General features: G+C 69.9%; 24 protein-coding genes and 1 riboswitch. Of the genes, 14 read left to right on the top strand and 10 right to left on the bottom strand.

Features of this window, described 5'->3' with window-relative positions:
* The first annotated feature begins 14 nt into the window (after positions 1 to 14).
* The gene (gene aceF / locus AUC44_RS02755) at positions 15 to 1,739 is read left to right on the top strand and encodes a dihydrolipoyllysine-residue acetyltransferase (RefSeq protein ID WP_062157290.1); all 1,725 of its coding nucleotides are present in this window, start codon (positions 15 to 17) and stop codon (positions 1,737 to 1,739) included.
* Positions 1,740 to 1,817: 78 nt separating this feature from the next.
* On the opposite strand, the gene AUC44_RS02760 is transcribed toward aceF, so the two are convergent.
* The 4 genes from AUC44_RS02760 to AUC44_RS02775 all read right to left on the bottom strand — a co-directional run bounded on the left by AUC44_RS02760 (position 1,818) and on the right by AUC44_RS02775 (position 5,467).
* The gene (locus tag AUC44_RS02760; RefSeq protein ID WP_062157291.1) at positions 1,818 to 2,270 is read right to left on the bottom strand and encodes a hypothetical protein; all 453 of its coding nucleotides are present in this window, start codon (positions 2,268 to 2,270) and stop codon (positions 1,818 to 1,820) included.
* A 19-nt stretch (positions 2,271 to 2,289) separates the two neighbouring features.
* Entirely contained in the window at positions 2,290 to 3,153 is an 864-nt protein-coding gene (locus AUC44_RS02765) for a carbohydrate ABC transporter permease (RefSeq protein ID WP_062157292.1), read from the bottom strand.
* A complete protein-coding gene (locus tag AUC44_RS02770; protein ID WP_062157293.1) occupies positions 3,143 to 4,081 on the bottom strand; it encodes a carbohydrate ABC transporter permease in 939 nt (312 codons plus the stop codon). Before AUC44_RS02770 ends, AUC44_RS02765 begins: the two co-directional genes overlap by 11 nt.
* A gap of 90 nt (positions 4,082 to 4,171) precedes the next feature.
* The gene (locus AUC44_RS02775; protein WP_082688920.1) at positions 4,172 to 5,467 is read right to left on the bottom strand and encodes an ABC transporter substrate-binding protein; all 1,296 of its coding nucleotides are present in this window, start codon (positions 5,465 to 5,467) and stop codon (positions 4,172 to 4,174) included.
* Positions 5,468 to 5,650: 183 nt separating this feature from the next.
* Here AUC44_RS02775 and AUC44_RS02780 point away from each other — a divergent pair, with 183 nt between their 5' ends.
* A complete protein-coding gene (locus AUC44_RS02780; RefSeq protein ID WP_062157294.1) occupies positions 5,651 to 6,487 on the top strand; it encodes an NAD(P)H-binding protein in 837 nt (278 codons plus the stop codon).
* 19 nt (positions 6,488 to 6,506) lie between these two features.
* Here AUC44_RS02780 and AUC44_RS02785 read toward each other — a convergent pair whose 3' ends face one another.
* A complete protein-coding gene (locus AUC44_RS02785) occupies positions 6,507 to 7,178 on the bottom strand; it encodes a glycerophosphodiester phosphodiesterase (RefSeq protein ID WP_062157295.1) in 672 nt (223 codons plus the stop codon).
* Positions 7,179 to 7,289: 111 nt separating this feature from the next.
* Between AUC44_RS02785 and AUC44_RS02790 the strand changes: the two genes are divergently transcribed.
* From AUC44_RS02790 to AUC44_RS02800, 3 genes are all read left to right on the top strand, one after another.
* Positions 7,290 to 8,120 carry a MerR family transcriptional regulator gene (locus AUC44_RS02790; protein ID WP_062157296.1) on the top strand — a complete coding sequence of 277 codons (831 nt, stop codon included), beginning with the start codon at positions 7,290 to 7,292 and terminating at the stop codon, positions 8,118 to 8,120.
* A 72-nt stretch (positions 8,121 to 8,192) separates the two neighbouring features.
* Complete coding sequence (locus AUC44_RS02795) at positions 8,193 to 9,143, top strand: SDR family oxidoreductase (RefSeq protein WP_157445144.1); 951 nt, start codon at positions 8,193 to 8,195, stop codon at positions 9,141 to 9,143.
* Between the two features lie 70 nt (positions 9,144 to 9,213).
* Positions 9,214 to 10,302 carry an App1 family protein gene (locus AUC44_RS02800; RefSeq protein WP_062157297.1) on the top strand — a complete coding sequence of 363 codons (1,089 nt, stop codon included), beginning with the start codon at positions 9,214 to 9,216 and terminating at the stop codon, positions 10,300 to 10,302.
* 86 nt (positions 10,303 to 10,388) lie between these two features.
* Here AUC44_RS02800 and glgX read toward each other — a convergent pair whose 3' ends face one another.
* From glgX to AUC44_RS02815, 3 genes are all read right to left on the bottom strand, one after another.
* A complete protein-coding gene (gene glgX / locus AUC44_RS02805; RefSeq protein ID WP_062157298.1) occupies positions 10,389 to 12,506 on the bottom strand; it encodes a glycogen debranching protein GlgX in 2,118 nt (705 codons plus the stop codon).
* Positions 12,507 to 12,758: 252 nt separating this feature from the next.
* A complete protein-coding gene (locus AUC44_RS02810; protein WP_062157299.1) occupies positions 12,759 to 13,577 on the bottom strand; it encodes a TrbL/VirB6 family protein in 819 nt (272 codons plus the stop codon).
* Positions 13,578 to 13,660: 83 nt separating this feature from the next.
* The gene (locus AUC44_RS02815; protein ID WP_062157300.1) at positions 13,661 to 14,635 is read right to left on the bottom strand and encodes an ABC transporter substrate-binding protein; all 975 of its coding nucleotides are present in this window, start codon (positions 14,633 to 14,635) and stop codon (positions 13,661 to 13,663) included.
* Positions 14,636 to 14,885: 250 nt separating this feature from the next.
* Positions 14,886 to 15,062, top strand: a riboswitch (SAM riboswitch).
* 156 nt (positions 15,063 to 15,218) lie between these two features.
* On the opposite strand from AUC44_RS02815, the gene AUC44_RS02820 reads away from it, so the two are divergent.
* From AUC44_RS02820 to AUC44_RS02840, 5 genes are all read left to right on the top strand, one after another.
* Positions 15,219 to 15,422 carry a hypothetical protein gene (locus AUC44_RS02820; RefSeq protein ID WP_062157301.1) on the top strand — a complete coding sequence of 68 codons (204 nt, stop codon included), beginning with the start codon at positions 15,219 to 15,221 and terminating at the stop codon, positions 15,420 to 15,422.
* Between the two features lie 74 nt (positions 15,423 to 15,496).
* The gene (locus AUC44_RS02825) at positions 15,497 to 16,729 is read left to right on the top strand and encodes an LLM class flavin-dependent oxidoreductase (RefSeq protein WP_082688921.1); all 1,233 of its coding nucleotides are present in this window, start codon (positions 15,497 to 15,499) and stop codon (positions 16,727 to 16,729) included.
* A 115-nt stretch (positions 16,730 to 16,844) separates the two neighbouring features.
* A complete protein-coding gene (locus AUC44_RS02830) occupies positions 16,845 to 17,828 on the top strand; it encodes an aliphatic sulfonate ABC transporter substrate-binding protein (protein WP_062157302.1) in 984 nt (327 codons plus the stop codon).
* Between the two features lie 116 nt (positions 17,829 to 17,944).
* A complete protein-coding gene (locus tag AUC44_RS02835) occupies positions 17,945 to 18,667 on the top strand; it encodes an ABC transporter permease subunit (RefSeq protein WP_231724508.1) in 723 nt (240 codons plus the stop codon).
* Positions 18,664 to 19,389, top strand: a complete 726-nt coding sequence (locus AUC44_RS02840; protein ID WP_062157304.1) for an ABC transporter ATP-binding protein — start codon at positions 18,664 to 18,666, stop codon at positions 19,387 to 19,389. The genes AUC44_RS02835 and AUC44_RS02840 overlap by 4 nt, the downstream gene beginning before the upstream one ends.
* A gap of 148 nt (positions 19,390 to 19,537) precedes the next feature.
* Here AUC44_RS02840 and AUC44_RS02845 read toward each other — a convergent pair whose 3' ends face one another.
* Together AUC44_RS02845 and proS are read right to left on the bottom strand one after the other, a co-directional pair.
* Positions 19,538 to 20,032, bottom strand: coding sequence for a DinB family protein (locus tag AUC44_RS02845; protein ID WP_062157305.1), 495 nt, complete (start codon positions 20,030 to 20,032; stop codon positions 19,538 to 19,540).
* A 72-nt stretch (positions 20,033 to 20,104) separates the two neighbouring features.
* Positions 20,105 to 21,589 (bottom strand): proline--tRNA ligase, encoded by a 1,485-nt coding sequence (proS, locus tag AUC44_RS02850; protein WP_062157306.1) that lies wholly within the window; start codon positions 21,587 to 21,589, stop codon positions 20,105 to 20,107.
* 108 nt (positions 21,590 to 21,697) lie between these two features.
* On the opposite strand from proS, the gene AUC44_RS02855 reads away from it, so the two are divergent.
* The 4 genes from AUC44_RS02855 to AUC44_RS02870 all read left to right on the top strand — a co-directional run bounded on the left by AUC44_RS02855 (position 21,698) and on the right by AUC44_RS02870 (position 25,616).
* Positions 21,698 to 22,198 carry an NADAR family protein gene (locus AUC44_RS02855; RefSeq protein WP_062157307.1) on the top strand — a complete coding sequence of 167 codons (501 nt, stop codon included), beginning with the start codon at positions 21,698 to 21,700 and terminating at the stop codon, positions 22,196 to 22,198.
* Between the two features lie 51 nt (positions 22,199 to 22,249).
* A complete protein-coding gene (locus tag AUC44_RS02860) occupies positions 22,250 to 22,513 on the top strand; it encodes a DUF2171 domain-containing protein (protein WP_082688923.1) in 264 nt (87 codons plus the stop codon).
* Between the two features lie 201 nt (positions 22,514 to 22,714).
* Positions 22,715 to 23,551, top strand: a complete 837-nt coding sequence (locus AUC44_RS02865; RefSeq protein ID WP_062157308.1) for an alpha/beta fold hydrolase — start codon at positions 22,715 to 22,717, stop codon at positions 23,549 to 23,551.
* Between the two features lie 115 nt (positions 23,552 to 23,666).
* Entirely contained in the window at positions 23,667 to 25,616 is a 1,950-nt protein-coding gene (locus AUC44_RS02870; RefSeq protein ID WP_062157309.1) for an alpha-amylase family protein, read from the top strand.
* Positions 25,617 to 25,622 lie beyond the last annotated feature (6 nt).

Here is a 25,622-nt window from a genome sequence, read left to right on the forward strand (position 1 = left end):
AAGGAGAACCAATCATGGCGACTGAACTGAAACTGCCCGACGTGGGCGACAACATTGAGCAGGGCACGGTCGTGACGGTGCTCGTGAAGGCCGGGGACAGCGTGACCGAGGGCCAGCCGATCATCGAGATCGAGACCGACAAGGCCGTCATCGAGGTGCCCGCCGAGGCCGCCGGGACCGTGGAGGCCGTGAACGTGACCGTGGGCGACACCGTGAAGGTCGGCGGCGTGATCGCCACCCTGAGCGGCGGCAGCGCCCCGGCCGCCCCCGCCGCTCCGGCCAGCGGCCCGGTCGACGAGGCTGAGGTCGGCAGCAGCAAGGCGGTCGCGCAGGCGCAGCAGGACGCGCAGAAAGAACAGGCCGGTGAGGCCGCCGCGCCCGCCACCCCTTCCGCTGCCGCCAGCGCCGGCGGGCAGATCACCCTGCCGGACGTGGGCGACAACATCGAGCAGGGTACCGTCGTCAGCGTCCTCGTGAAGGAAGGCGACACCGTCAGCGAGGGCCAGCCCGTCATCGAGATCGAGACGGACAAGGCCGTCGTGGAAGTCCCCGCCAACGCGGGCGGCACCGTGACCGGCGTGAACGTGAAGGTCGGTGACACCGTGAAGGTGGGCGGCGTGATCGCCACCCTGGGCGGCGCCAGCGCCCCCGCCGCACCGGCCAGCGCGCCCGCCCCGGCAGCCGCTGCCCCGGCAGCCTCCACGCCGGCCAGCGCCCCCACCGTCGTGAAGGTGAACATCAGCGGCGGCGAGCAGCCCGCCGCGCAGTTCCCCAAATCACAGGGCACCCAGAACCCCCAGACCTTCGACGGCCGCACCGTCGTGGCCGCCGCGCCCAGCGTCCGCCGCCTCGCGCGGGAACTCGGCGTGGACATCCACGCCGTGCACGGCACCGGCATCGCGGGCCGCATCAGCGAGGAGGACGTGCGCCGCACCGGCGGCACCCCCACCGTCACCGCGCCCGCCGCCGCCCCGGCCGCCAGCGCCCCCGCAGCCGCGCCCGCCGTGGCCGCCGCGCCGCTGCCCGACTTCACGAAGTGGGGCAGCGTCACCCGCGAGGACATGAGCGGCATCCGTAAGGCCACCGTCCGCTCCATGACCGCCAGCACCGCCATCCCCATGGTCACGCACTTCGACAAGGCCGACGTGACCGTCATGGAAGAGGTCCGCAAACGCTTCGGCGCGCGCGTGGAGAAGGCGGGCGGCAAGCTCACCATGACCCACATCCTCATGAAGGTCGTCGCGAACGCCCTGCGCAAGTTCCCCAAGTTCGGCGCGAGCCTCGACCTGGACGCCCAGCAGGTCATCTACAAGGACTTCGTGAACATCGGCGTCGCCGTGGACACGCCCGTCGGCCTGCTCGTGCCCGTCGTCAAGGACGCCGACCGCAAGAGCATCACCGACCTCGTCCTCGAACTGAGCGAACTGGCCGGCAAGGCCCGCGACCGCAAACTGAAACCCGACGAGATGCAGGGCGCCACCTTCACGATCAGCAACCTCGGCGGGATCGGCGGGCACGCCTTCACGCCCATCGTGAACAGCCCCGAAGTCGCCATCCTCGGCGTGAGCCGCGGCGGCATGGAACCCGTCTGGAACAAGGAGAAGGGCGAGTTCGAACCCCGCAACATGCTCCCCCTCAGCCTCACCTACGATCACCGCCTGATCGACGGCGCCGACGCCGCCCGCTTCGTCCGCTTCATCTGCGAAAGCCTGGAAGACCCCTTCCTGATCTCGCTGTAACGCAGGCCGATGGCAGAAGGCTGAAGGCAACAGAAAAGACCCCCGCTACTCGGACGGGGGTCTTCTCTTGCGGATCGGTTACCGGACGCTGAGCACGCGGCAGGAGCCCGATTCGGATTTGGCGGCACCATTCGGCGTGATGCTGGCCTTGAACGTGTCCTCCTTAGCTCCCAGGATGACGAAGCAGTTCACCTCAGCGAAGCGCCCTAGACGAGGAGTAGAGAAAGTGGCAGAGCGCTCACCGGTTTTCATCGTCCAGAGCGTGACTTGACCGCTGGACTCTTCCAGAACTTTGGCCTCCATGTATGCGATGGACTCGATGTTCTCACAGGGGCTACCGCAGGTCAGGGGACGGGCGTCCCGCGTGATGGTGAACGTTCCCCGCTCACTCATGCCGTTCAGGGTGTACTCGATGACCCACTCCTCGCCCACCTGGACGCGGTCGAAGCTCCTGCCGGCGGAAGTGATCGTGGCGCCCGGCGCGCAGCCGACCAGGAGGGTGAACAGGGGAAGCAGAAAGATGTTTCTCATGCCGGTGCAGTGTAGCGGCCTACTTGTCCTCGCTGAGGGCGAAGCCGCGGCTGAACTGTTCCTGCAGGGCGGTGAACACGATCAGGGGGGGGAGCATGGTGATGACGGCGCCTGCCATGACGGCGCCCCAGTCGGTCTGGCCGCCCACCTCGATGAGTTTGCGCAGGCCGACCTGGACGACCTGGTGGTCGTCGCGCTGCATGATGACCAGTGGCCAGAGGTACTGGTCCCAGGCGTACACGAACTGGATGACGGCCAGCGCGCCGATGGTGTTCCAGCTCATGGGGATGAGGATGCGGGTGAGGTAGCGCAGGGGGCCGCAGCCGTCGATGCGGGCGGCGTCGGCGAGGCTGGCGGGGATGTTCAGGAAGTGCTGGCGGAACAGGAACGTGCCGGTGGCGCTGGCGAGGAACGGCACGATGATCGCGGCGAACGAGTCGGCCCACTTCAGGTCGCGGCTGACGAGGTCGAACAGCGCGACGATGAGGACCTCGGTGGGCAGCATCAGGGACACGAGGACCAGCGCGAAGGCCACGCCCTTGAGGGGGAAGCGGAAGTACACGAAGGCCAGCGCGGCGAGCAGGGCCAGGATGGTCTTGCCGGTGGTGACGGTGACGGCCACGATGAAGCTGTTGAGCATGGAGCGGCCCAGGTGGGCGTCCACCCACACGCGCTCGAGGTTGCTCAGGAACGCGCCGCCGGGCAGCAGGGAGGGGCTCAGGACCGCGCTGGACGGCTGAGTGGCCTTGATCAGCGCCAGGAGGAGTGGGGCGCTGATGAGCAGCGCGGCCAGGATCAGTGCGGCGTGGGTGCCCCAGTCTCCCCGGCGGGCGCGGGTGGGCGTGGCGGTGCGGGTGCGGGGGAGGAGGCGGTCACGCACCATAGTGCACCCGCCGTTCGCCCAGCCGGAACTGCATGAACGTCACGAACGCCACGAGGGCCAGCATCAGCGCGCCCTGCGCGGCGGCCGCGCCGGTCCTGAAGTTCACGAAGCCGTCCTGGTACAGCTGGTACACCAGGAAGGTCGTGATCCCCGCGTGGCCCACGTACGGTCCGCCGCGCGTGAGCAGGTCGGTCAGCGCGAACGAGTCGAACAGTGCGGCGACGATGTTCGTGAATACCAGGAAGAACGTGACCGGGCTCAGCAGCGGGAACGCCACGCGCCAGAACACCTGCGCGGGGGTCGCCCCGTCGATCTGCGCGGCCTCCATGACGTCGGTCGGGAGATTGCGGATGCTCGCCAGGTAGAACACGATGTTGTAGGCGAGGCCCTTCCAGATGGCTGCGACCGTCACCAGCGCAAACGCGAGCAGGGGGGTGTCCAGCCAGCGGGGGCGGACACCCACCAGTTCGCCCAGCAGCTGGTTCACCACGCCGATCTCCGGGTTGAACAGGAACAGCCATAGCGTCCCGGCAATGGCGGGACTCAGCGCGTACGGGTAGATCAGCAGCAGCCGGTACGCGCGTGACCCCCGGACGGGACGGCTGGCCAGCCACGCCAGCCCCAGCGACAGCAGCAGCCCGCCCGTGACGCTCAGCAGCGTGAACACCAGCGTCTGCAGCGCCACCTGCCGGTACGTGGCGCTGCCCAGCAGGTCCGTGATGTTCCCCAGGCCCACCCACTGCTCGGTGCCCAGGATCAGGTTCGCGCGGTACCCCGCCAGCCGCAGCGTGCGCAGGGTCGGCAGGTAGATGAACACTGCCAGGATCAGCAGGCTGGGCAGCAGGAACAGCCACGGCAGCGCCGCGCCCCGGAACACCGCCCGGTCCTCGCGCCCGCCCGCGTCCCTTTTCTGGCGGACGCTCAGCACGCCGCGCCCCTCGAATCGTCGGTCATACCCTCTCCTTCAACGCCGGGCGCGACCCGCCCCCGGTCGGGGCAGGTCGCACGGGGAGCGCTGTTATCTGAAGTTCGCGTTGTACTCGCCCAGCGCGGCGTCGGCGCGGGCCTTGGTGTCCTTCAGCGCGGCGTCCACGCCCTGGCCGCCCAGCACCTTCTGGAGGCCTTCCTCGATGATGCGGCGGGTCTGGATGGCCGCGCCGTTCAGGCCGCCTGCCGTGGCGGGGCTGGGCACGGTGCGGGTCAGCTGGTTGAACGCCACGAGTTGCAGCGGCGTCTGGCTGAACCAGCCCTGCTTGCGTAGCAGGTCGATGCTGCTCTGGCGCACGGGGTAGTACCCGGTGAGTTTGTGCCACTCGGCCATGTTCTGCGTGTTCGTCATGAACAGCGCGAAGTCCAGCGCGCCCTCGGCCTGGGCCTTGCTGACGCCCCGGCTGATCCACAGGCTGGCCCCGCCGATCACGACGCCGTTGCGTTTGCTGCCGTCCGGGATGGGCAGCGCGCCCACGCCGACCGTGAAGCCGTTTTTCTTCGCCGCGTCGCGGATGTTGCCGATGTCGGCGGTGGACGTGATGTGGAACGCGGCCTTCTGGTTCGTGAAGATGGCGTCGCTGCCGTCCCAGTCTTCCAGTTTACCGGTGTAGGTGTAGTAGCCGCGGTCCTGCATGGTCTTGAAGAAGCTGAAGATGTTCTGCGCGGCTCTGCTGTCCAGGGTGGTGCTCGTGGCGCGGCCCTGGCGGCCGTTGCCGTTGTTCAGGAGGGTCTGGCCCTGCTGCGCCATCCACTGCTCGACGAACCAGCCGTTCAGGCTCATGCCGAAGCACTTGGCGTCCAGTTTCGCGGCCTCGATCTTCTGGCAGGCCTTCATTAGCGCGCCGAAGGTGGTGGGCGGCGTCTTGGGGTCCAGGCCCGCTTTCTTCAGCAGCTCCTGGTTGAAGTACAGGACCGGGCTGCTGGAGTTGAACGGCAGGCTGTTCACCTTCCCGCCGATCGTGTAGTAGTTGATGACCGGCTTGATGTAGTCGCTGAAGTCCACGTTCTTCACGCTGCTGACGGGCTGGAACGCGCCGCTGTCCAGCGCGAGCTGGCTGCCCACCTCGAAGATCTGCACCAGGGCCGGGGCCTTGCCCTGCCGCGCGGCCAGGATGGTCGCCTGGAGGCTGTCGTTGTAGCTGCCCTTGTAGCTGGGCACGACCTTCACGCCGGGGTTGGCCTTGTTGAACGCGTCGGCGCGCGCCTGGATCCAGCCGCTGCGTTTGGCGTCCCCGAAGGAATGCCAGAACTCGATGGTGGTCTGGGCCTGGGCGGCGGAGGCGGCGGGCCCGACCAGGGCCAGCGTCAGCAGGAGTTTCTTCACGTTCCGGAGGCTAGGTTCTCATGTTCAGGCGACCATCAGCGGCGCGTGACGGAACGGTCAGCGCGCTGTCGGCCCCCGGTCAGCTGGGCACGCAACCACATGAGGCGCAGGTCAGGGCACCTTCAGGGCGGATCGTGCGGCTGGTGACGCACGCCGCCGGGAGCGGGCCGTACAGTCGGGGGCATGATCCTCGTGACTGCCGCCACCGGAAACGTGGGCCGTGAACTCGTGCCCCAGCTGCTGGAGGCCGGGCAGCCCGTCCGCGCCGGGAGCCGCCACCCCGACCCGGCCCGCTGGCCGGACGCCGAGGCCGCTCCCCTCGACCTGACCGACCAGGACAGCGTGCGGGCCGCCGCGCAGGGCGTCAGCGCCGTGTACCTGATCGTCCCCGAGACGCTGGAAGCCGCGGACGTGCAGGCCACGCTGCGCACCCTGCGGGACGCGGGCGTGGCGCGCGTGGTCCTCCAGAGCGGGTTCGGCGTGCAGGGCGAGGGCAACCTGCTAGGCGACGCCGAGGCCGCCGTGCGCGCCAGCGGCCTGGAGTGGACGATCCTGCAACCGAACTGGTTCATGCAGAACTACAACCAGATGTTCCGCCGCGGCGTCCGCGACCGCCACGAGTTCGCGGAACCGGCCGGGACGCACCGCACGAGCTTCATCGACACGCGCGACATCGCGGCGGTCGCCGTGACGGTCCTCACGGAGGGCGGGCACGCGGGGCGCGTGTACCCGCTGACCGGCCCGGCCGCCCTCGACCGGCACGAGGTGGCGGCCGCCCTGAGCCGCGCGCTGGGCCATGAGGTCACGTACCGCCCGGTGGACGACGACGGCTTCGTGGACTTCCTGGTGTCCACCGGCGAGAGTGACGAGGAGGAGGCGCGCGCCATCGCCTCGATCTACCCGCCCATCCGCGCGGACGCCACGGCGCCCGTCACGGACGACCTGCCGCGCCTGATCGGCCGCGCCGGGCACACCATCGACGATTTCGCCCGGCACTACCGCGCCGACTGGCAGGCCTGACCGAACCCAGGACCACCCCTTAGCGCACGGTCAGGAGCACGTCCGGGTGATCTCCGATCAGGGCGTGCACGCCCAGTGCACTCAGGCGAGCGGCCTCGGCGGGGTCGTTCACGGTCCAGGTGTTCACCTGCCAGCCTCTGAGCCGCGCGGTGGTCATCAGGCTGGCGTCGATCAGGGCGTGGTGGGGGTGCAGGGCGGCGCTGCCGGTCCAGGCCATCACGGCGCGCACCAGCAGCGGCGGGTACGGTTTGTGGATCAGGAGGCCGCGCGGGGTGTCCGGTGCGGCGTTGCGCGCGGCGCGCAGCAGGGTCGGCATGAACGAACTCACGATCACGCGCCGTGAGACACCGTGCGCGCGGACGGCGTCCAGCGTGCGGCCCACCCGGTCGTCGGGCCGGGCGGCCTCGTGCTTGAGTTCCACGTTCACGAACGCCCCGGTGTCCGCCGCCCAGGCCAGGACGGCGTCCAGTGTGGGGACGAACGCGGGCAGCTCAGCGGCGCGCAGCGTGGGGAGCGCCCGGCCGTCCTCCAGCTGCGCGTCGTGATGCACGACCAGCGTGCCGTCACCCAGGCGGCGCACGTCCAGCTCCACGCCGTCCAGTCCGGCGTCCAGCGCGGCCTGGAAGCCGGTCAGGGTGTTCTCGCGGTGCAGGGCAGGCGTGCCCCGGTGGCCCAGCAGGAGTGGCGTCATCTGCGGTCACGCTACCGCGTAGCCGTCAGCGCGGCGTGTCGTCGCCGGGGCCCCCCTTGACCTTCCCCCAGGGACAGGGCGCACGCTGGGGGCACCTCCGGAGGTTCGCCCATGACCCATCCCCTCATGACCATCGGCACGTTCGCGCAGGCGGCAGGGCTGAGCCACAAGGCGCTGCGCCTGTACGACGACCTGGGCCTGCTGCGCCCCGCGCAGGTGGACCCCGACAGCGGGTACCGCCGCTACGACCCGGCGCAGCTCACGGACGCCCGCCTGATCGGTCTGCTGCGCCGCGCCGACCTGCCCCTGAGCGACATCCGCTCGCTGCTGGACACGCCCGCCCCGGAGCGGCCCGCCGCGCTGCGCGTCCACCTCGCCCGGCTGGAGCGCCTGCACCGCGAGCGGCGTGACCTGACCCTGTACCTCATCGCCCACCTGCAAGGAGAGACCCCCATGACCCTGCCCCCCGTCCAGACCCGTTTCCAGCCCGATCAGCCCGTCGCCACCCTGACCCGTCATGTGTTCGTCGCGGACCTGCCCGCCGCCATTCAGGGCGGCATGCAGGCCCTGCTGACCCACGTCGCCGCGCAGGGCTCGGTGGTGGGCGCGCCGTTCGTGATCTACCACGGCGAGGTGAACGCCGACAGCGACGGCCCCATCGAGATCTGCGTGCCGTACAGCGGACCGGTGACGCCCGGCGGGGACGTCGCCCTGCGCGTCGAACCCGCCCATCACGAGGCGTTCCTGGCCTTGACCCGCGAGCAGTTCGAGTTCCCGCAGATTCTCGCCGCGTACGACGCCACCTGCGCCCACGCGAACGCGCGCGGCACCTGCACGCTGCGCCCCCGCGAGGTCTACGGCTACGACTGGGACGGCGCCGCGCCCGGTGAGCCGGTCGGGGACGTCGCGCGGCCGTACGAACCGGCCGCCGTGACCACCTGACCCGGCAACACCCGGGGTGCCCTTCACGTCCCTGTCACGCCGCACTGAGGCGCGTGGGGGACGCTGGAGGGCATGAGCGACCAGAAGTCCAGCGACCAGCAGCCGGAGCAGTCCGGGCCGATCACGCCCAGCGCGAACCAGTTCGGGATGCAGGACCCGCGCGCGCAGTACCCCGCGCCGCCCTTCCCGCGCCAGCCGCAGGAGGCCCCGGGCACGGTGGGCGCCATGCAGCCCCGCCCGGATCACGGCGAGGAGAGTTACGTGGGCTTCGGCCGCCTCAGGGGCCGCCGGGCGCTGATCACCGGCGCGGACTCCGGCATCGGCCGCGCCGCCGCAATCGCCTTCGCCCGCGAGGGCGCGGACGTGGCCCTGAACTACCTGCCCGACGAGGAGGGGGACGCGCGGGAGGTCGTGGCGCTGATCGAGGCGGCGGGCCGGCGCGCCGTGGCGATCCCCGGCGACCTGAAGGACGAGGCGTTCTGCCGTGACCTCGTGACCCGCGCCGTGCAGGAACTGGGCGGGCTGGACATCCTGGTGAACAACGCCGGGAAGCAGGTCAGCCAGGAGAGCATCGAGGACATCACCACCGAGCAGTTCGATCAGACGTTCCGCACGAACGTGTACGCCATGTTCTGGATCACGCAGGAGGCCGCGCGGCACCTGGGGCCCGGCGCGAGCATCATCAATACCAGCAGCATCCAGGCGTACCGGCCCAGCCCGAACCTGCTGGACTACGCGAGCACGAAGGCGGCGATCGTGGCGTTCACGCAGGCGCTCGCGCAGCAGCTCGGGCCGCGTGGTATCCGCGTGAACGCCGTCGCGCCCGGCCCCTTCTGGACGCCGCTGCAACCCAGTGGCGGGCAGCCGCAGGAGAAGGTGCAGGAGTTCGGGGCGTCCACGCCGCTGGGCCGCCCGGGGCAACCGGCGGAACTTGCGCCGCTGTACGTGTTCCTGGCCTCACAGGAGAGCAGTTACAGCAGCGGGGGCACCTTCGGCGCGACCGGCGGACAGGTCCTGTTCTAGGGGTCGAACGTCAGCGAAGAGCAAAGGGGCCCCTCGCCCCACGGGTCCGGGGGCCGCTTAGACTGGGCGGGTGTTCAAGACCGCTTTCAAGGCCCTGCTGCCCCTGCTGGAGCGCGGGGCGCTGACCGCCGACCGCGCCTTCAGCGGGTACGTGCAGCCCCGCCGGGCGCGCGGGAAGCTGCTGCTCCAGCCGTACGTGGGCTGGGGCACCCCGGGCCGCGTGGAACTGCGCGGCCGGGTGCTGCTGCCCCGCACCGTCGCGCCCGCGCGCCGCACCGACCCGCGGATCCGCAACGCGCAGAACGTCCTGCGCCGCCTGTTCTCCCGCGAGGTGGGCGGCGTGACCGTCAGCGGTGTCCTGAACGGCCAGCGGGCCGCGGCGATCAGTGACAGCGACGGGTATTTCACGCTGGAGTTCACGCCGACCAGCCCGCTGCCCGGCGGGTGGCATCAGGTGCCGCTGCAACTCGACGGGCGCGAGGTGCAGGCCAGCGCCCGCGTGCAGGTCGTCGCGGACGCCCGCTTCGGCGTGATCAGCGACCTGGACGACACCGTCATCCAGTCGGACGTGACCAGCGTGCCGCGCATGCTCAGCACCGTCCTGACCGGCAACGCCCGCACCCGCCTGCCCTTTCCCGGCGTGGGCGCCCTGTACCGCGCGCTGACCCGCGACGGCGAGGCCCGCAACCCGATCTTCTACGTGTCCAGCAGCCCCTGGAACTTCTTCGACCTGCTGTGGCAGTTCCTCGACTACCGCCGCATTCCGCTGGGCCCGCTGTTCCTGCGTAACTGGGGCATGGACCTGCTCGGCGGGCACGGCGGGTACAAGCATGGCGTGATCGAGCAGATCTTCCAGCGCTTCCCGGACCTGAAGTTCGTGCTCGTGGGCGACAGCGGCGAGAAGGACCCGGAAATCTACGCCGAGGTCGTGCACCGCCACCCGGGCCGCGTGCTCGCCGTGTACATCCGCGACGTGACTGAGGCGCACCGCGACGAGGGCGTCCTGAAACTCCGCGAGGAGGTGCGCAAGGCGGGCGTGGACCTCGTGCTGGCCGCCGACAGCCTGAACGCCGCGAGTCACGCCATGGCGATGGGCCTGATCACGCCCGGCGAGTACCGCAGCGTCCTGACCAGCGTGGCGCGCAGCTACGAGACGTGAAGTCGGGAATGGGAAGTCGGCAGTAGGAACGGCAGGAACAGAGGAGAGGCGGCGCACACATTGGGGCCGCCTCTCTCTGATCTGCGTTACTGGCGGGGGCAGCGGTACAGCTTCACGCTGCGGGCCGCGAGGTTGGTCTCCTCGCCGGCCGTCACGGTGCCGCTGGCGTGGTCGTCGGCGGTGTCGAGCTCCAGCTCCCACGTCTCGCAGCCGGCCAGATCCGGCAGGCGGAAGGGGAGATCCACATGCGAGGCGTTCAGCAGCAGCAGCAGGTGATCATCCAGCAGCGGCTCGCCGCGCTCGTCCACGTCGTCCAGGCCGTTGCCGTCCAGGAAGATGCCCATGCTCTGGGTCTGGGGGTTGTTCCAGTCCTCGTCGCTCATCTCGGCGCCGTCGAAGCGCAGCCACACGATGTCGCGCACGTCCTCACCGCGGATGGTGCGGCCGCTGAAGAACTTGCGGCGGTGCAGGGACGGGTGGGACTTGCGCAGCGCGATGACCTTCTTCGTGAACGCCAGCAGCTCCTCGTCCAGGCTCGCCCAGTCGTACCAGCTGATCTCGTTGTCCTGACAGTAGGCGTTGTTGTTGCCCCCCTGGGTGCGGCCGATCTCGTCGCCGCCCAGCAGCATCGGCGTGCCCTGCCCGAGCAGCAGGGTCGCCAGGAAGTTGCGCTGCTGCTGACGCCTCAGGGCGTTGATGGCGGGGTCGTCCGTCTCGCCCTCTGCGCCGCAGTTCCAGGTGATGTTGTGGTTGTGGCCGTCGTTGTTGCCCTCGCCGTTGGCGTCGTTGTGCTTGCCCTCGTAGGTGACGGTGTCGCGCAGCGTGAAGCCGTCGTGGGCAGTCACGAAGTTGATGCTCGCGTAGGGTTTACGGCCGTCGTTCTGGTACAGGTCGCTGCTGCCGGTCAGGCGGTAGCCGATCTCGGAGGCCAGTCCGCCGTCACCCTTCCAGAAGGCGCGCATGTCGTCGCGGTAGATGCCGTTCCACTCGGCCCAGTTCACGGGGAAGTTCCCGACCTGATAGCCGCCCTCGCCGACATCCCAGGGTTCGGCGATCAGCTTGACCTGCCCGATGATGGGGTCCTGGTGGATGATCGTGAAGAAGCCCGAGAGCTGATCCACCTCGTGCAGCCCGCGCGCGAGCGTGGAGGCGAGGTCGAAGCGGAAGCCGTCGACGTGCATGTCCGTCACCCAGTAGCGCAGGCTGTCCATGATGAGCTGCAGGGTCTGCGGGTGGCGGACGTTCAGGCTGTTGCCGGTGCCGGTGTAGTCGAAGTAGAAGCGGGGGTCCTCGGCGACCAGGCGGTAGTACGTGGGGTTGTCGATGCCCTTGAAGGACATGGTGGGGCCCATGTGGTTGCCTTCGGCGGTGTGGTTGTACACCACGTCCAGGATGACCTCAATGCCGCTGGCGTGCAGGGCCTTGACCATCTGCTTGAACTCGTCCACGGCCCCGGCGGGGTTGCCCTTGCGCGCCTCGGCGCTGTAGCGCACGTCCGGCGCGAAGAACGACAGGGTGCTGTAGCCCCAGTAGTTCGTGAGGCCCTTGTCGAGCAGGAAGGGATCGTCCACGTGCTGGTGCACGGGCATCAGTTCGATGCTGGTGATGCCCAGTTCGCGCAGGTAGAAGAGGATGGGTTCGGTGGCGATCCCGGCGTACGTGCCGCGCAGCTCGTCGGGCACGTCCGGGTGGGTCATGGTGAGGCCCTTGACGTGCGCCTCGTAGATCACGGACTGGTGGAAGGGCACGTCGGGCTTGCGGCTGTCGCCCCAGTCGAAGCGGGGGTCCACGACGATGCCCAGGGGCGCACCGCGCTGCTCCTCTTCCTGCATGACGGTGTCTTCGCCGCCGGGCACGTAGCCGAACACGCCCCGGTCGAACTGCTCGGTGCCGTCGAGCGCCTTGGCGTAGGGATCGAGCAGCACCACGTTCGGGTTGAAGCGCAGCCCGCGTTCAGGGGCGTACTCGCCGTGCACGCGGTAGCCGTAGCGCTGCCCCGGTTTCACGCCGGGCAGGTAGCCGTGCCACACGAAAGCGGTCTGTTCACGCAGCGGCACGCGGGTTTCCTGGCCCTGCTCGTCGAAGAGGCACAGTTCGATGCCGGTGGCGTTCTCGGAGTACAGGGCGAAGTTGGTGCCTTTGCCGTCCCAGGTGGCTCCCAGGGGGTAGGAACGGCCGGGTCGGAGGATGGGGGGGGTGGTCATCAGGCTGCGCTCTCCTTTCGTGGCGGGGCAGGCGCGTCAGTGCGCCGCCCGGAACGTGGAAACGGTACCAGACCGCCCCGCGCACACCACAGCCACGGGCACAAACCCAAGCGAAGCCCAAGAGGGCTCTCATGGGGCTCACGGGGCCTGGGCAGCCGCCTGGACGCTTATGCCGACCTGAAAAAGCCCCCGGACAGTCGCCGGAGGCTCCCAGATGAGGCTCTTCTGAGTGGGCCGTCAAGCCTGCCGGGCTCAGAACTCCAGGCGGCCGCGCGGTCCGCTCAGGCGGTAGAGCTTCTCCGGCGTCCACAGCTCGTAGGTGTACATCGGGTACTGGCGCTTGAAGCGTCCCACCCGGTCCCAGACCTCGCGTGACTCGAACGGCACGACCAGGATCAGGCGGATCACGCTGTCCTCGTAGTCGTAGATGTAGAAGTCGAAGTGGAAGGTCTGCTCGCCGCCCCGGTCCGTGAACAGCGGGAACGAGAACGGCCGGTAGCGCCACGCCTTGTTCTTCTCCGTCAGGATCTTCGCCGCCACGCGCTTGAGGTTGCTGTCGGGGAAGGTCATCTTCTCGCCGTCCCGGTCGGTGAAGACCGTGTCCGGGGCGGGCGCGTCGAGCTGCACGCGCTTGAGTTCCGGCAGGGCCTTCTTCACCTTGGGCGGCGCGGCGCGGCGCGGCCCGCTCCCGGGGCGGCTGCCCGCGCGGCTCTCCGTGCGGCCCTCGCTGCGGCCTTCCCCGCGTGCCGGGGCGGCCTCGCCGGGCTTGCGGCGGGCGGGGTTGGTGCCGCCGCGCGCGCCACTGTTCACGGCGCCGCTCCTGCCCCCGCCGGACTTCACGCCGCCGCTCTGCGCGCCGCCCATCTTTGCGGCGCTGCGGCGCGGGCCGCCGGTGCCGCTCAGCTCGGTCCGCACGGGCCGGCTCTCACCGCCGCGCGAGTCACGGCCCGCGCCGCTTCCCTCGCTGCGTTCGCGCGCCGGGCGGGTGGTCTCGCGGGTCGCGCCGCCCCGACCCTGCGCGGTGTTTCGTTTGGGGGCACGGCCCCGTGAACCTTTCTTTGGCCCCGTCATAGCGTCCCAGTGTAGTGCACCCGCCGCAGAAAGGGCGAACGCCGCCCCCTGCCCTGATCGGGGGGCGGCGCGCCGGGTGCCGGTTACTTCGCGAGGCTGCGGATCAGGTCGAGGTTCACGAAGCGGTTCAGGTCCGGCACGTCGCGCGCGAAGCCCGCCTCCTTGTTCAGCTGCGCGTACTCCGCCAGGGTCTTGAGGTTGATGTCCCAGGTGACGCGCGTGCGGGCCAGGGCCTTGAACAGCTCGCTGGTGTTGGGGCGCTTGCCGGTGAAGGCGTAGATCTGCTCGGCGATGGATTTCTGCGCGCCCGCGTTGCTGCCCTTGATGTAGGTGATCGCGGCGAGGTGCCCCCTGAGCAGGCCCTTGACGGCCTCGGGGTTCGCGGCGGCGTACTTCGTGTTCACGGTCAGCACCGTGGTGGTGTAGTTGCCGCCCTCCCAGATGCCCTTCTCGTTCACGATCAGTTTCGCGCCCTGCGTCTCCATCACGGCGCCCCAGGGTTCCTGCACGAGCGCGGCGTCCACCTGCTTCGCCGCGAAGGCGGCGGGCATGTTCGCCGGGTCGATGGGCACGATGCTGACGGTGCCGCCCTCGTCGGTGGCTTTCAGGCCGTTCTCGTGCAGCAGGTGGCGCAGGCTGATGTCCTGCGTGCTGCCGCGCGTGGGCACCGCGACCTTCTTGCCGCTGAGGTTCTTCACGGTGCGCACGCCGCTGTCCCCGCGCGCCACGAGTACCGCCCCGGCGTTCGCGGCGCCCGCGTACACCTGGATGGGCACGCCGCGCATGAAGGCGTTCATGGCCGGGCCCGGGCCGACGTAGGCGGCGTCGATGGCGCCGGCGGCGAAGGCCTCGTTGATCTGGCTGCCGTTGGCGAATTCCTTGACGACCAGTTTCACGCCGTCCGGCAGGCTCTTCTGGATCAGGCCGCGCTGCACGCCGACCAGTCCGGCGGCGTGGGTGACGTTCGGGAACACGCCCAGGCGCAGTTCTTTCGCCTGTTGCGCGCCGGCGCTGGCGATGAGGGTCAGGGTCAGGAGGGGAAGCAGGGCACGCGTCATCCCGCTCAGGATAGCAGACCAGTTGACTGAACTTGTAAACTAGTCTGCTATCCCGGCGGGGCCTGCCCGAGGCGGGCGACGGCCTGCGGCGCGGCCCAGACGGGCTGCCCTGCCGGTCGGGGTGGGCATGCGTGAAGCCCTGGAGGCAGGGCTGGGCTCCAGGGCGGAGGAGAGAGGCCCGAAGCCACCCGGCATAGATAGTTGACATGATTTGTAATCTGATTTAAGGTGCCCTCACCCCACACCAGGGTCACTATCCAGAGCGGCTGAGGGAACAGGCCCGAGGACGCCGCAGCAACCAGGAGCCACATGAACCAGGTCAACCCACAGCCAGCCGACCGCCGCCCCCAGGGCCGCCCCCGCTGTTGTTGACCTGACCTCACCCTCCACGGTGCTTCACGCCTGCCCGAACCGGGACCGATAGCGGCGAGCGCACAGGCGCTCCCCTGAAAGGACAACCCATGACGCGATGTCGTCCCAGCTGAGGCGGCCGCCCACCCGGCGGCCCGGCCATCCCTCCGCTCCAAGCGGCGCGGCGCCACTCCGCGCCGCACCACTCTGCCCTCTGCCAGGAGCCCCCGCCATGACGGAAACCCTGCACGTCCGCTGGAAACCCGGCACGCTCGACACCCTGCTCGTCACCTCACCGCACGGCACGCTCGAATGGAACGTCCTGATCTTCGAGCGGGTGTACGGCCGCGCCCCACTGGCCGCGCTGTACCTCAGCGGGCGCACCCAGGTGACCCGCACCGCCCACCCGGCCCTGAGCGCCGCCACCGCCGCCTGACCTGAACCGTCGCGCCCCGCCGCCACTGACCCGCCCGCCGGGTCAGGCCGTCCTCCCTACCCCCAGGAGCCACCATGACGCACGCCGACCTGCCCGCCCACACCCTTCAGAGCCCCTCGCTGTACTGGTTCATTCCCTCCGGCGGGGACGGCCGCCAGCTCGGCCAGCCCAGCCGCCCGGCGCACTTCAGTTACCTCTCGCAGGTCGCGCAGGCCGCCGACGTGCTGGGCTTCGACGGCGCGCTGCTCCCCACCGGCGGCACCAACGAGGACACCCTGGTCGTCGCCAGCGCCCTGTCGAGCCTCACCCGGCAGCTGCGCTTCCTGGTGGCGCTGCGCCCAGGGCTGCTGTCGCCCGTGCTGGCCGCGCGCCTGACCGCCTCGCTCGACCGGATCAGCGGCGGCCGCGTGAACCTGAATATCGTGTCCGGCAGCGGCAATTTCGACTTCGAGGGCCTGAATCTCACGCAGGCGCAGCGCTACGCCCTGACCGGCGAGTGGCTCGGCGCGTTCCGCGCGCTGCTGCGCGGCGAGACCGTCAGTCAGCAGGGGGAGCATGTCCAGCTCGACCGTGCCCGCGCCCTGCTGCCCAGCGTGCAGCGCCCCTACCCGCCCATCTACTTCGGAGGCAGCAGCCAGCCCGCGCTGGAGGTCGCTGGGGAACACGTGGACGTGTACCTCAGCTGGGGCGAGCGGCCCGAGCAGCTGCGGGAGAAGTTCGAGCAGGTGCGCGCCGAGGCTGCCCGGCATGGCCGCCAGGTGCGCTTCGGGCTGCGCGCCCACGTCATCGTGCGCCCCACCGAGGACGAAGCCTGGGCGGCGGCCGAGCGCCTGATCGAGGGCGTCAGCGACGAGCAGATCGCGCAGGCCCACCAGGCCTTCCTCCAGAGCGCCTCCGAGGGGCAGCGCCGCCAGAGTGAACTGAACGGCGGCACCCGCGAATCCCTGCGCGTCGGCAAGAACCTCTGGGCGGGCGTGGGCCTCGTGCGCGGCGGGGCCGGCACCGCCTTCGTCGGTAGCCCCGAGAACGTCGCCGCCGCGCTGCGCGAGTACCAGGCGCTGGGCGTCGAGACGTTCATCCTCAGCGGCTACCCCCACCTGGAAGAGGCGTACCGCGTGGCCGAACTGCTGTTCCCCGCGCTGGGCCGCACCAGCCCGGTCTTCACGCCGCGCGACGGGCAGCCCCTGACGCACACCAGCACCCCCAGCGCCCACGGGCCCAGCACGCACGCCCCGGCCCTGCGCGCCGGTGAACCCGTCCTGACCGACGCCGCGCCCGCTGAACTGGGCCGCTTCCGCAGCATCTGAGCGCCGCCCAGCCCACCCAGACCGATCCACCCAGACCCAGCCCACCCGGACCCATCCACGGGAGGGGGCCCTCATCCCCGCCCCCTCCATTCCCAAATCCCATCAGGAGACTCCCATGACCACCCGACTGCGTTCCGCTGCCCTGACCCTCACCGCCCTCGCCCTCGGCGCGCTGTCCACCGCGCGGGCCGTCACCTTCACCATCGGCTACCAGAAAGGCGGCATCCCGAACATCCTCAAGGCGCGCGGGACCCTCGACAGGTACGCCGCGCAGGGCATCGATTTCCGCTGGGTGCTGTTCACCGCCGGGCCGCCCCTGCTGGAAGCCGCCAACGCCGGCGCCGTGGACTTCGGCAGTGTCGGCAACGCCCCGGGCGTGTTCGCCCTGGCGGGCGGCGCCGACCTGAAGTACGTGGGCGTGACCGTCAACCAGAGCGACACCACCGAGGCCGTCATCGTCCCGAAGAATTCCGGGATCCAGAAGGTCAGCGACCTGAAAGGCAAACGCATCGGCGTGGCCCGCGGCAGCAGCGCGCACGCCTTCCTGTACAGCGTGCTGCGCAGCGCGGGACTGACCTTCAATGACGTGACGGTCGTGCCACTGCTGCCACCCGACGCGCGCCCCGCCTTCGAGAACGGCAGCATCGACGCCTGGGCCATCTGGGACCCGTTCCTCACCACTGCCCTGCAGAGCAGCGGCGGCCGCGTCCTGCGCGACCATGCGGGCCTCGGACGCGGGGACAACTACCACCTCGTGCCGGGCAGCGTCCTGAAGAACGCCGAGAAGAAGCGCGCCCTGCAGGTCCTGCTGGCCGAACTGGAAAGTGCCGCCAACTGGGCAAACGTGAACCGCCAGACCGTCATCAACCAGTTCAGCGACGAACTCGGCATTCCGAAAAGTGTCCTGGCGGTGACCGTGCCCAAGAGCGTGCCCTTCAACATCCGGCCCTTCCGTGCCTCGGACCTGAAACCGCTCCAGGCTCTCTCGGTCGCGTTCCGCGAGGCGGGCGTCCTGCCGCGCGACGTGCCCCTCGGCCCGCAGACCTACGTGACCCTCCCGGCATTCCGCGCCGCGCTGCCCGCCCTGGGGCTCAAGTGACGGTCGGCACGGGGGCCGAGGGGCGGCGGACGCGGGCCCTCCCGACGGCTCAGACTGCGCCCGCTGCCAGCCGTCAACCTGGGCGTGGGTGGCAGGGCGAGTGGGTGCGCTGGCTGGTGCCGCTCCTGATCGTGCTGGGCTGGCAGCTGGCCGCCAGCACCGGTCTGCTCAACCCGCGTGTCCTCCCGGCGCCCAGCGCCGTCGTGGGGGCTGCCTGGGAGCTGACGCGCAGCGGCGACCTGGGCCGCCACTTCCTGATCAGCCTCCAGCGCGCCGGGCTGGGCATCCTGATCGGCGGGGGGCTGGGCTTCACGTTCGGTGTCCTGACCGGCACCGTCCGCGCCGCGAACCTGCTCCTCGACACGACCTTCCAGATGATCCGCACCATTCCGAACCTCGCGCTGATCCCGCTGGTGATCCTGTGGTTCGGGATCGGCGAGAGCGGCAAGGTGTTCCTGATCGCCCTGGCCACCTTCTTCCCGGTGTACCTGAACACCCTGCACGGCGTGACCGGCATCGACCCGCGCCTGACCGAGATGGCCCGCGTGTACGGCCTCTCGCCGCTCGACACCTTCCGCCGCGTCACGCTGCCCGGCGCGCTCCCCGGCGTGCTGGTGGGCGTGCGTTACGCGCTGGGTATCTCCTGGCTGGCGCTGGTCGTCAGCGAGTCCTTCGGCGCGAGCAGCGGCATCGGCTTCCTGGCTATGGACGCCCGCGAGTTCTTCCGCACCGACGTGATCGTCCTCGCCATCCTGATCTACGCCCTGATCGGCAAGGCGGCCGACGTCCTGGTCCGCGCCCTGGAACGCCGCCTGCTGCCCTGGCAGGTGAGCGCGTGACCGCCGCCCCCACCCTGACGGGTGACCTGACGTCCGCCGGCGTGCCCATCGACCTGCGGGACCTGAGTGCCGCGTACGGCGAGCACGTCATCCTGCGCGACCTGACCCTGAGCGTCACCCCCGGCGAACGCGTCGCGCTGGTCGGCGCGAGCGGCGGCGGCAAGACCACCCTGCTGCGCGCCCTGGCCGGCCTGATCCCCACGCAGGGCACCCTGCGCATCGGCACCGGCTCCCCGGTCCGCACCCGGGTCATGTTCCAAGAAGACCGCCTGCTGCCCTGGCTGGGCGCGCTGGACAACGTCGCCCTGGGCCTGGCGCGCCCCGAACGCCACCGCGCTGCCCGCGCCCTGCGGGACGTGGGGCTCGCCGGGCGGGAACGCGCCTACCCGCATGAACTGAGCGGCGGGCAGCGCCAGCGGGTCGCCCTGGCCCGTGCCCTGGCCCACAGACCGGACCTGCTGCTCCTTGACGAACCCTTCGGCGCGCTCGACGCCCTGACCCGCGCCGACATGCACGACCTGCTCGACACGCTGCTGACCGACACGGGCGCCACCACCCTCCTCGTCACGCACGACCTGGACGAGGCGCTGAAACTCACGGACCGCGTGCTGCTGCTGCGCGCCGGGCAGGTCGCGCTGGACCTCCCGGTGCCGCTGGCCCGGCCCCGCCGCCGCCTGGACACCGAGCCGCTGCGCGCCCACCTGGAAACGCAGCTGCACTGATCCACCCCGGCACGCCGGGTTCAGGCGCCCTCCGGAACGCGCTGAGGCGACCTTCACACAACAGCGCCGCAGCCTGTGGTTCAGGGCGAGCGGCGCTGCCATTGGGTCAGGCCCTGGACCTCAGCTCAGGTCGGCAGGGGAAGCGGCTTCAGGCGCGCAGCAGGCGGCCCAGCAGGGCCAGCTGCCCCACGTGGTACGCGGTGTGATCGGCTACCAGCAGGAATTCCCGCAGCCACGTCTGCCCGCCCGCGTTCACGCCGTTCGGGACCACCGCCAGCAGGTCGGTTGCCGGGTCGTCCAGCAGGGTCAGCAGGTCGCGCAGGTCCTCCCGGTACGCGGCCACCTGCGCCGCCCAGTCCCGCGCCGCGCCCGCCGGGTCGTGCGGCCAGTACCCCTGAGGCCAACGGACCTCCGCATAATCGTCATCCTGGATGAAGTTCAGGATGTCGCGCTGCGTGAACCGCAGGTGCCACAGCACCTCCGACGCCGAGTACGGCAGACCGGGAAGGCGCTCGCCCGCACGGGCGGTCGGGAAGTCGTCCAGCACCTCGTCCAGCGTGATGTGCGCCTGGGCCTGGGTCAGCAGCGCGCGCACGTGGGCGCGCAGAGCCGCGTCCGCTTCGGGGGTCAGTCCGGTCGTCATGCCCCACCGTACGCCCCACCGGATGAAAAAACCTCCCGCTGCGGGGAGGTTCACTTCCGGTGATCCAGTTGGTCAGTACTGACGGCCGAAGATCACGCGCTTGCCGTACGCGCTGGGTTTACCGCACTTCACGCACTGGCCCTCGCCCGGTTCGTTGAAGAACTCCGCGTCGTCCAGCGGCACGTTGCGGGTGGTGGCCTTGGTGGCCTCCTTGATGCTCTTCTCGCAGTCGGCGTCCCCGCAGTGGTACGCGCGCACCCAGTTGCCCTCCTCGATCTTCGCGGCGAAGGTCTCGAAGTCGTCCACGGGGATGGTGTGCTCCAGCATGAAGCTCGTGGCGCGGCTGAGCAGCCAGTCGTGAATGCCGTCCAGGCGGGCCGTCATGCCGCCCACCGCCTCGGCGCGGGGCAGGGTTTCCTTCTCGTCGCCGTTGCGGCTCTTCACGACGACTACGCCGCTCTCCAGGTCGCGGGGGCCCAGTTCGATGCGGACGGGCACGCCCTTGAGTTCCCAGTCGTTGTACTTGAAGCCGTTCGTGACCCCATCACGTTTATCGACCTTCACGCGGACGCCCTGGGCGCGCAGTTCGGCCGCCAGCTTCTCGCCTTCTTCCACCATCTGGTCGAAGTTGTCCTTGCGACCCACCGGAATCACGACCACCTGAATGGGCGCGATGCGGGGCGGCATGATCAGCCCGAAATCGTCCCCGTGCGTCATGATGATCGCCCCGATGATGCGGCTGGAGATCGCCCAGGAGGTGGTGTGCGCGAACTCCTCGCGCTGCTCGCGCGTCTGGAACTTCACGTCGAAGGCTTTACTGAAGTTCTGGCCCAGGTAGTGTGACGTTCCGCTCTGGAGGGCCTTCCCGTCGCGCATCATGCCCTCGATGGAGTACGTGGCGACCGCCCCGGCGAAGCGCTCGCTGGCGGTCTTCTCGCCGCGCACCACGGGCAGCGCCAGCACGTCCCGGCAGAACTCGTGGTAGATGTCCAGCATCTGCCGCACCTCGCCGCGCGCCTCGCTTTCGTCGGCGTGCGCGGTGTGGCCCTCGTGCCAGAAGAACTCACTCGTGCGCAGGAACGCCTTCGTGCGCAGCTCCGCGCGGAACACGCTGCCCCACTGGTAGTGCAGGAACGGCAGGTCACGGTAGGAGTTCAGCCAGCCGCTCCACATGTGCCCGATGATCGTCTCGGACGTGGGCCGCATCACGTACGGCTCGGCGAGTTCCTCGGTGCCGATCTTGTTCACCGTGAACAGCTCCGGCGCGAAGCCCTCCACGTGATCCGCTTCCTTCGTGATGAAGCCCATGGGAATCAAGGTGGGGAAGATCAGCGATTCGTGCCCGGTCGCCTTGAACCTGTCGTCCAGCCAGCGCTGAATGTTCTCCCACAGCGCGCTGCCGTAGGGCCGCACGACCATCGCGCCCGCCACCGGGCTGTTGTCGGCCAGGTCGGCCTTCTTCACGACCTCGTTGTACCAGTCGTTGAAATCCACGCTCTGGGGCGTCACGCCGTACTGCTGCGCCTTCCTGTCCTGTTTGCCGCCGTCTTTCGTCATCGCCCCGCATGATACCGGGCGCGGGCAAAGCGCCGCGCCGAACCGGGCACGCGTCCGCTGCGCCACCCTGCGGATGCCGGGTCAGGCCGGGTGGGGGAGACTGGGCCTATGAGTCCCGAGCCCGTGTTCTTCTACCGGACGGCACATCCGTTCTCGAATTTTCACCCCAGCGTGTTCACTGACGGCGGCGTGACGTACCACTGCGCCGAGCAGTACCTGATGGCCCGCAAGGCCGCGCTGTTCGGGGATGAGGTGACCCGGCGGGCGATCCTGGCCGCCCGCACGCCGGGCGAGTGCAAGGCGCTGGGCCGCCGCGTGAGCCCGTACGACGAGGCCCGCTGGGCGCAGGAACGGTTCGGAGCAGCGCTGGACATGCTGCGTCTGAAGTTCGGTCAGAACGCGCGGCTGCGGGCGGCGCTGCTGGGCACTGGCGAGGCAGAGCTGGTGGAGGCCGCCCCGAACGACCGGATCTGGGGCGCGGGGTTCAGCGAGCAGGACGCGCCGGGCGCGCGGCAGGCGTGGGGGGAGAACCTGCTGGGCCGCGCGCTGATGGCGGTACGCGCGGAGCTGACGGCGGATGACGGTTCCCTCAAGGTCGGGTCAGGCTGACCTGAATGGTCCTGTCATGGGGCGGCCATCTGGCCGGGCGACACTGCTCGCATGACGAAGATGAATGCCGGCGAGATCAGTGAGCACATCGCGCAGACCGTGAAGGCCCGCCTGGAGCAGGGCGGCGAGCATCTTCAGGTGAAGGACGTGAACGGTGAGCACGTGGGCACCGTGGACCACATGGACGGCGAGCGCGTGAAGCTCACGAAGACGGACAGCGCGGACGGGCAGCACCATTACCTGAGCCTGGATCAGGTCGAGAGCGTGGATGACGTGGCGGTGTACCTGAACGTGGAGCGCAGCGCCATCGCGTAACCCAGCCTGTTGACCCCCTGGCGGCGTGACGAGCAGGTCACGCCGCTTTTTCGTGTCCTTCCGGAACGTTCAGGTAGCCTCAAGTGTTCCTGAGGGAGCGTGAAGGTGCGCCTCAGGGAGGGGCCGGGGTGGGCGCCTAGGGTGGTGAGCGGAACGGTTTAACGTCATACGACCTCATTCGCGCGACCCCTGGAGGTCCCCATGCCCACGATTCAGACGAAGCACGCCCACGCCCCGCAGACCGAGCTGTACTACGAGACCTATGGCCAGGGCCGCCCGGTCGTGCTCATTCACGGCTGGCCGCTGTCGGGCCGCATGTGGGAAGGGCAGATCGACGCGCTGCGCCACGCGGGGTATCAGGTCGTGTCGTATGACCGCCGCGGCTTCGGCCAGAGCGGTAAGACCGCGACCGGCTACACCTACGACGTGTTCGCCAGTGACCTGAAGGACCTGCTGGAGGCACTGAACCTGACCGACGTGACGCTGGTGGGCTTCAGCATGGGCGGGGGCGAGGTCAGCCGCTACGCCGGGCTGTACGGCACGGACCGCGTGCGCAGCGCGATGCTCGTGGCGTCTGTCGCGCCGTACCTGCTCAAGACCGCTGACAATCCGGACGGCGGCATGAGCGTGGAGGACATCGAGGGCATGGTCAAGCAGGTCGCGCAGAACCGCCCGCAGTTCCTCGCGGGCTTCACGAAGAAGTTCCTGAACTGGGACGAGAACGGTAGGGAGCTGGGCGACGAGTTCCTGGATTTCGCGGCCATGATGTACCTGCAGGCGTCCCCGGTCGCCACGCAGGAGTGCGTGCGCGCCTTCGGCGAGACGGACTTCCGCGCGGATCTGGCGCGGCTGAGCGTGCCGACGCTCGTCGTGCACGGCGACAAGGACCAGATCGTGCCGCTGGAGGCGAGCGGGCAGCGCGTGCCGCAGTACGCGCCGAATGCCGAGCTGCACGTGATGACGGGTGCGCCTCACGGCCTGAACGCCACGCATGGCGACGAGTTCAACAAGATTCTGCTGGACTTCGTGGCCCGCTGAGTCACGACTGAACTGGGGTGGTCCGGCCGCGTGCCGGGCCGCCCTTTGCGTTGGTGGGGGAGGAGGCACCCCCATCTTGGAAACAGTTCCAAAATCTGGGTATGCTGGGGGGGCCATGCCTCAACCTGCCCTTTCCCGGACGCTGATGACCGGGGCGCTGCGCGCCGCCTTCGACGACGACCGCGACGCCGACACCTTCGCGCTGCGCCTGGACCGCTACGGCCCGGAACTGCTCGCCAGCCTCCAGGCCGCCTACGGCGAGCAGGCCGAGCCCCTGCTGGCGCAGCTGCTGGAGGTCATGCTGCACGCCTACCACACCCGCCCCGCCGACCTGAAACGGCTGGACGAGGCCCGGCTGCTGACCCCCGACTGGCTCCAGCAGCCGGAAACGGTGGGGTACGTGGCGTACACCGACCGCTTCGCAGGCACCCTGAAGGGCGTGCAGAGCCACCTCCCGTACCTGGAGGACCTGGGGGTCACGTACCTGCACCTCATGCCCCTGCTGAAACCCCGGCCCGGCGAGAACGACGGCGGGTACGCCGTGCAGGACTACCGCGCCGTGCGCGACGACCTGGGCAGCATGGACGACCTCTCGGCGCTGGCCGCCGACCTCCGGGCGCGCGGCATGAGCCTCGTGCTCGACCTGGTGCTCAACCACGTGGCGCAGGAACACGAGTGGGCCGCGAAGGCCCGCGCGGGCGATCCCACCTACCGCGCGTACTTCCATGTCTTCCCCGACCGCACCGAACCGGACGCCTACGAGCGCACCCTGCCGGAGGTCTTCCCGGACTTCGCGCCCGGGAACTTCACCTGGGACGACGCCGCGCAGGGCTGGGTGTGGACGACCTTCAACACGTACCAGTGGGACCTGAACTGGGCCAACCCCGACGTGCTGCGCGAGTTCGTGGACATCATCCTGCACCTCGCCAACCGCGGCGTGGAGGTCTTCCGGCTGGACGCCATCGCGTTCCTGTGGAAACGCCTGGGCACCGACTGCCAGAACCAGCCCGAGGTGCACCACCTGACCCGCGCGCTGCGCGCCTGCGCCCGCATCGTCGCGCCCGCCGTGGCCTTCAAGGCCGAGGCGATCGTGGCGCCCGCCGACCTGATCCACTACCTGGGCACCGGGGACCACCACGGGAAGGTCAGTGACATGGCGTACCACAACTCGCTGATGGTGCAGCTCTGGAGCAGCCTCGCCAGCCGCGACACCCGCCTGTTCACGCAGGCCCTGTCCGCCTTCCCGCCCAAACCCACGAACACCACCTGGGGCGTGTACGTCCGCTGCCACGACGACATCGGCTGGGCGATCAGCGACGCGGACACGAACGCCGTGGGCCTCAGCGGGCCCGGGCACCGGCACTTCCTGTCGGACTTCTACAGCGGCGAGCATCCGGGGACCTTCGCGCGCGGGCTGGTCTTCCAGTTCAACCCGCAGACCGGCGACCGCCGCATCAGCGGTACGCTCGCCAGCCTCGCCGGCCTGGAGGCCGCGCTGGACACCGGCCAGCCGCAGGCCGTGGATCACGCCGTGCGGCGCATCCTGCTGCTGCACGCCGTCATCCTGGCGTTCGGCGGCGTGCCGCTGCTGTACATGGGCGACGAACTGGCCCTCCTGAACGACCACGCGTTCGCGGACACGCCCGAGCACGCCGCCGACAACCGCTGGGTGCACCGCCCCCGCATGGACTGGACCCGCGCGCAGGACGCCGCCCGCGACGCGGGCACCCCGCACGGCCGCGTGAACGCCGGGCTGCGCCACCTGATCCACGCGCGCCGGGCGCTGCCGCACCTGCACGCCAGCATCGAGAGCCGCCCGCTGCCCAGCCCCGACCCGTGCGTGCTGCTGCTGCGCCGCGACCACCCGCAGGGCACGTTCCTGAGCGTGTACAACTTCAGCGAGCACACCATCCAGTTCCCCGCGCACGTCCTGCGGGACGTGCTGGGCGAGCACGCCGTGGATCACGTGGCGGGAAGTGCCTTCACCTTCGGCGCGCACCCGGTCATCCTCGACCCCTACCGGGCGCTGTGGCTGACCGCCGCCGGAAACGGCCCGCTGGGCTGACCGGCG

Origin of the sequence: Deinococcus actinosclerus (assembly GCF_001507665.1) — a bacterium.
GTDB classification, from domain to species: domain Bacteria; phylum Deinococcota; class Deinococci; order Deinococcales; family Deinococcaceae; genus Deinococcus; species Deinococcus actinosclerus.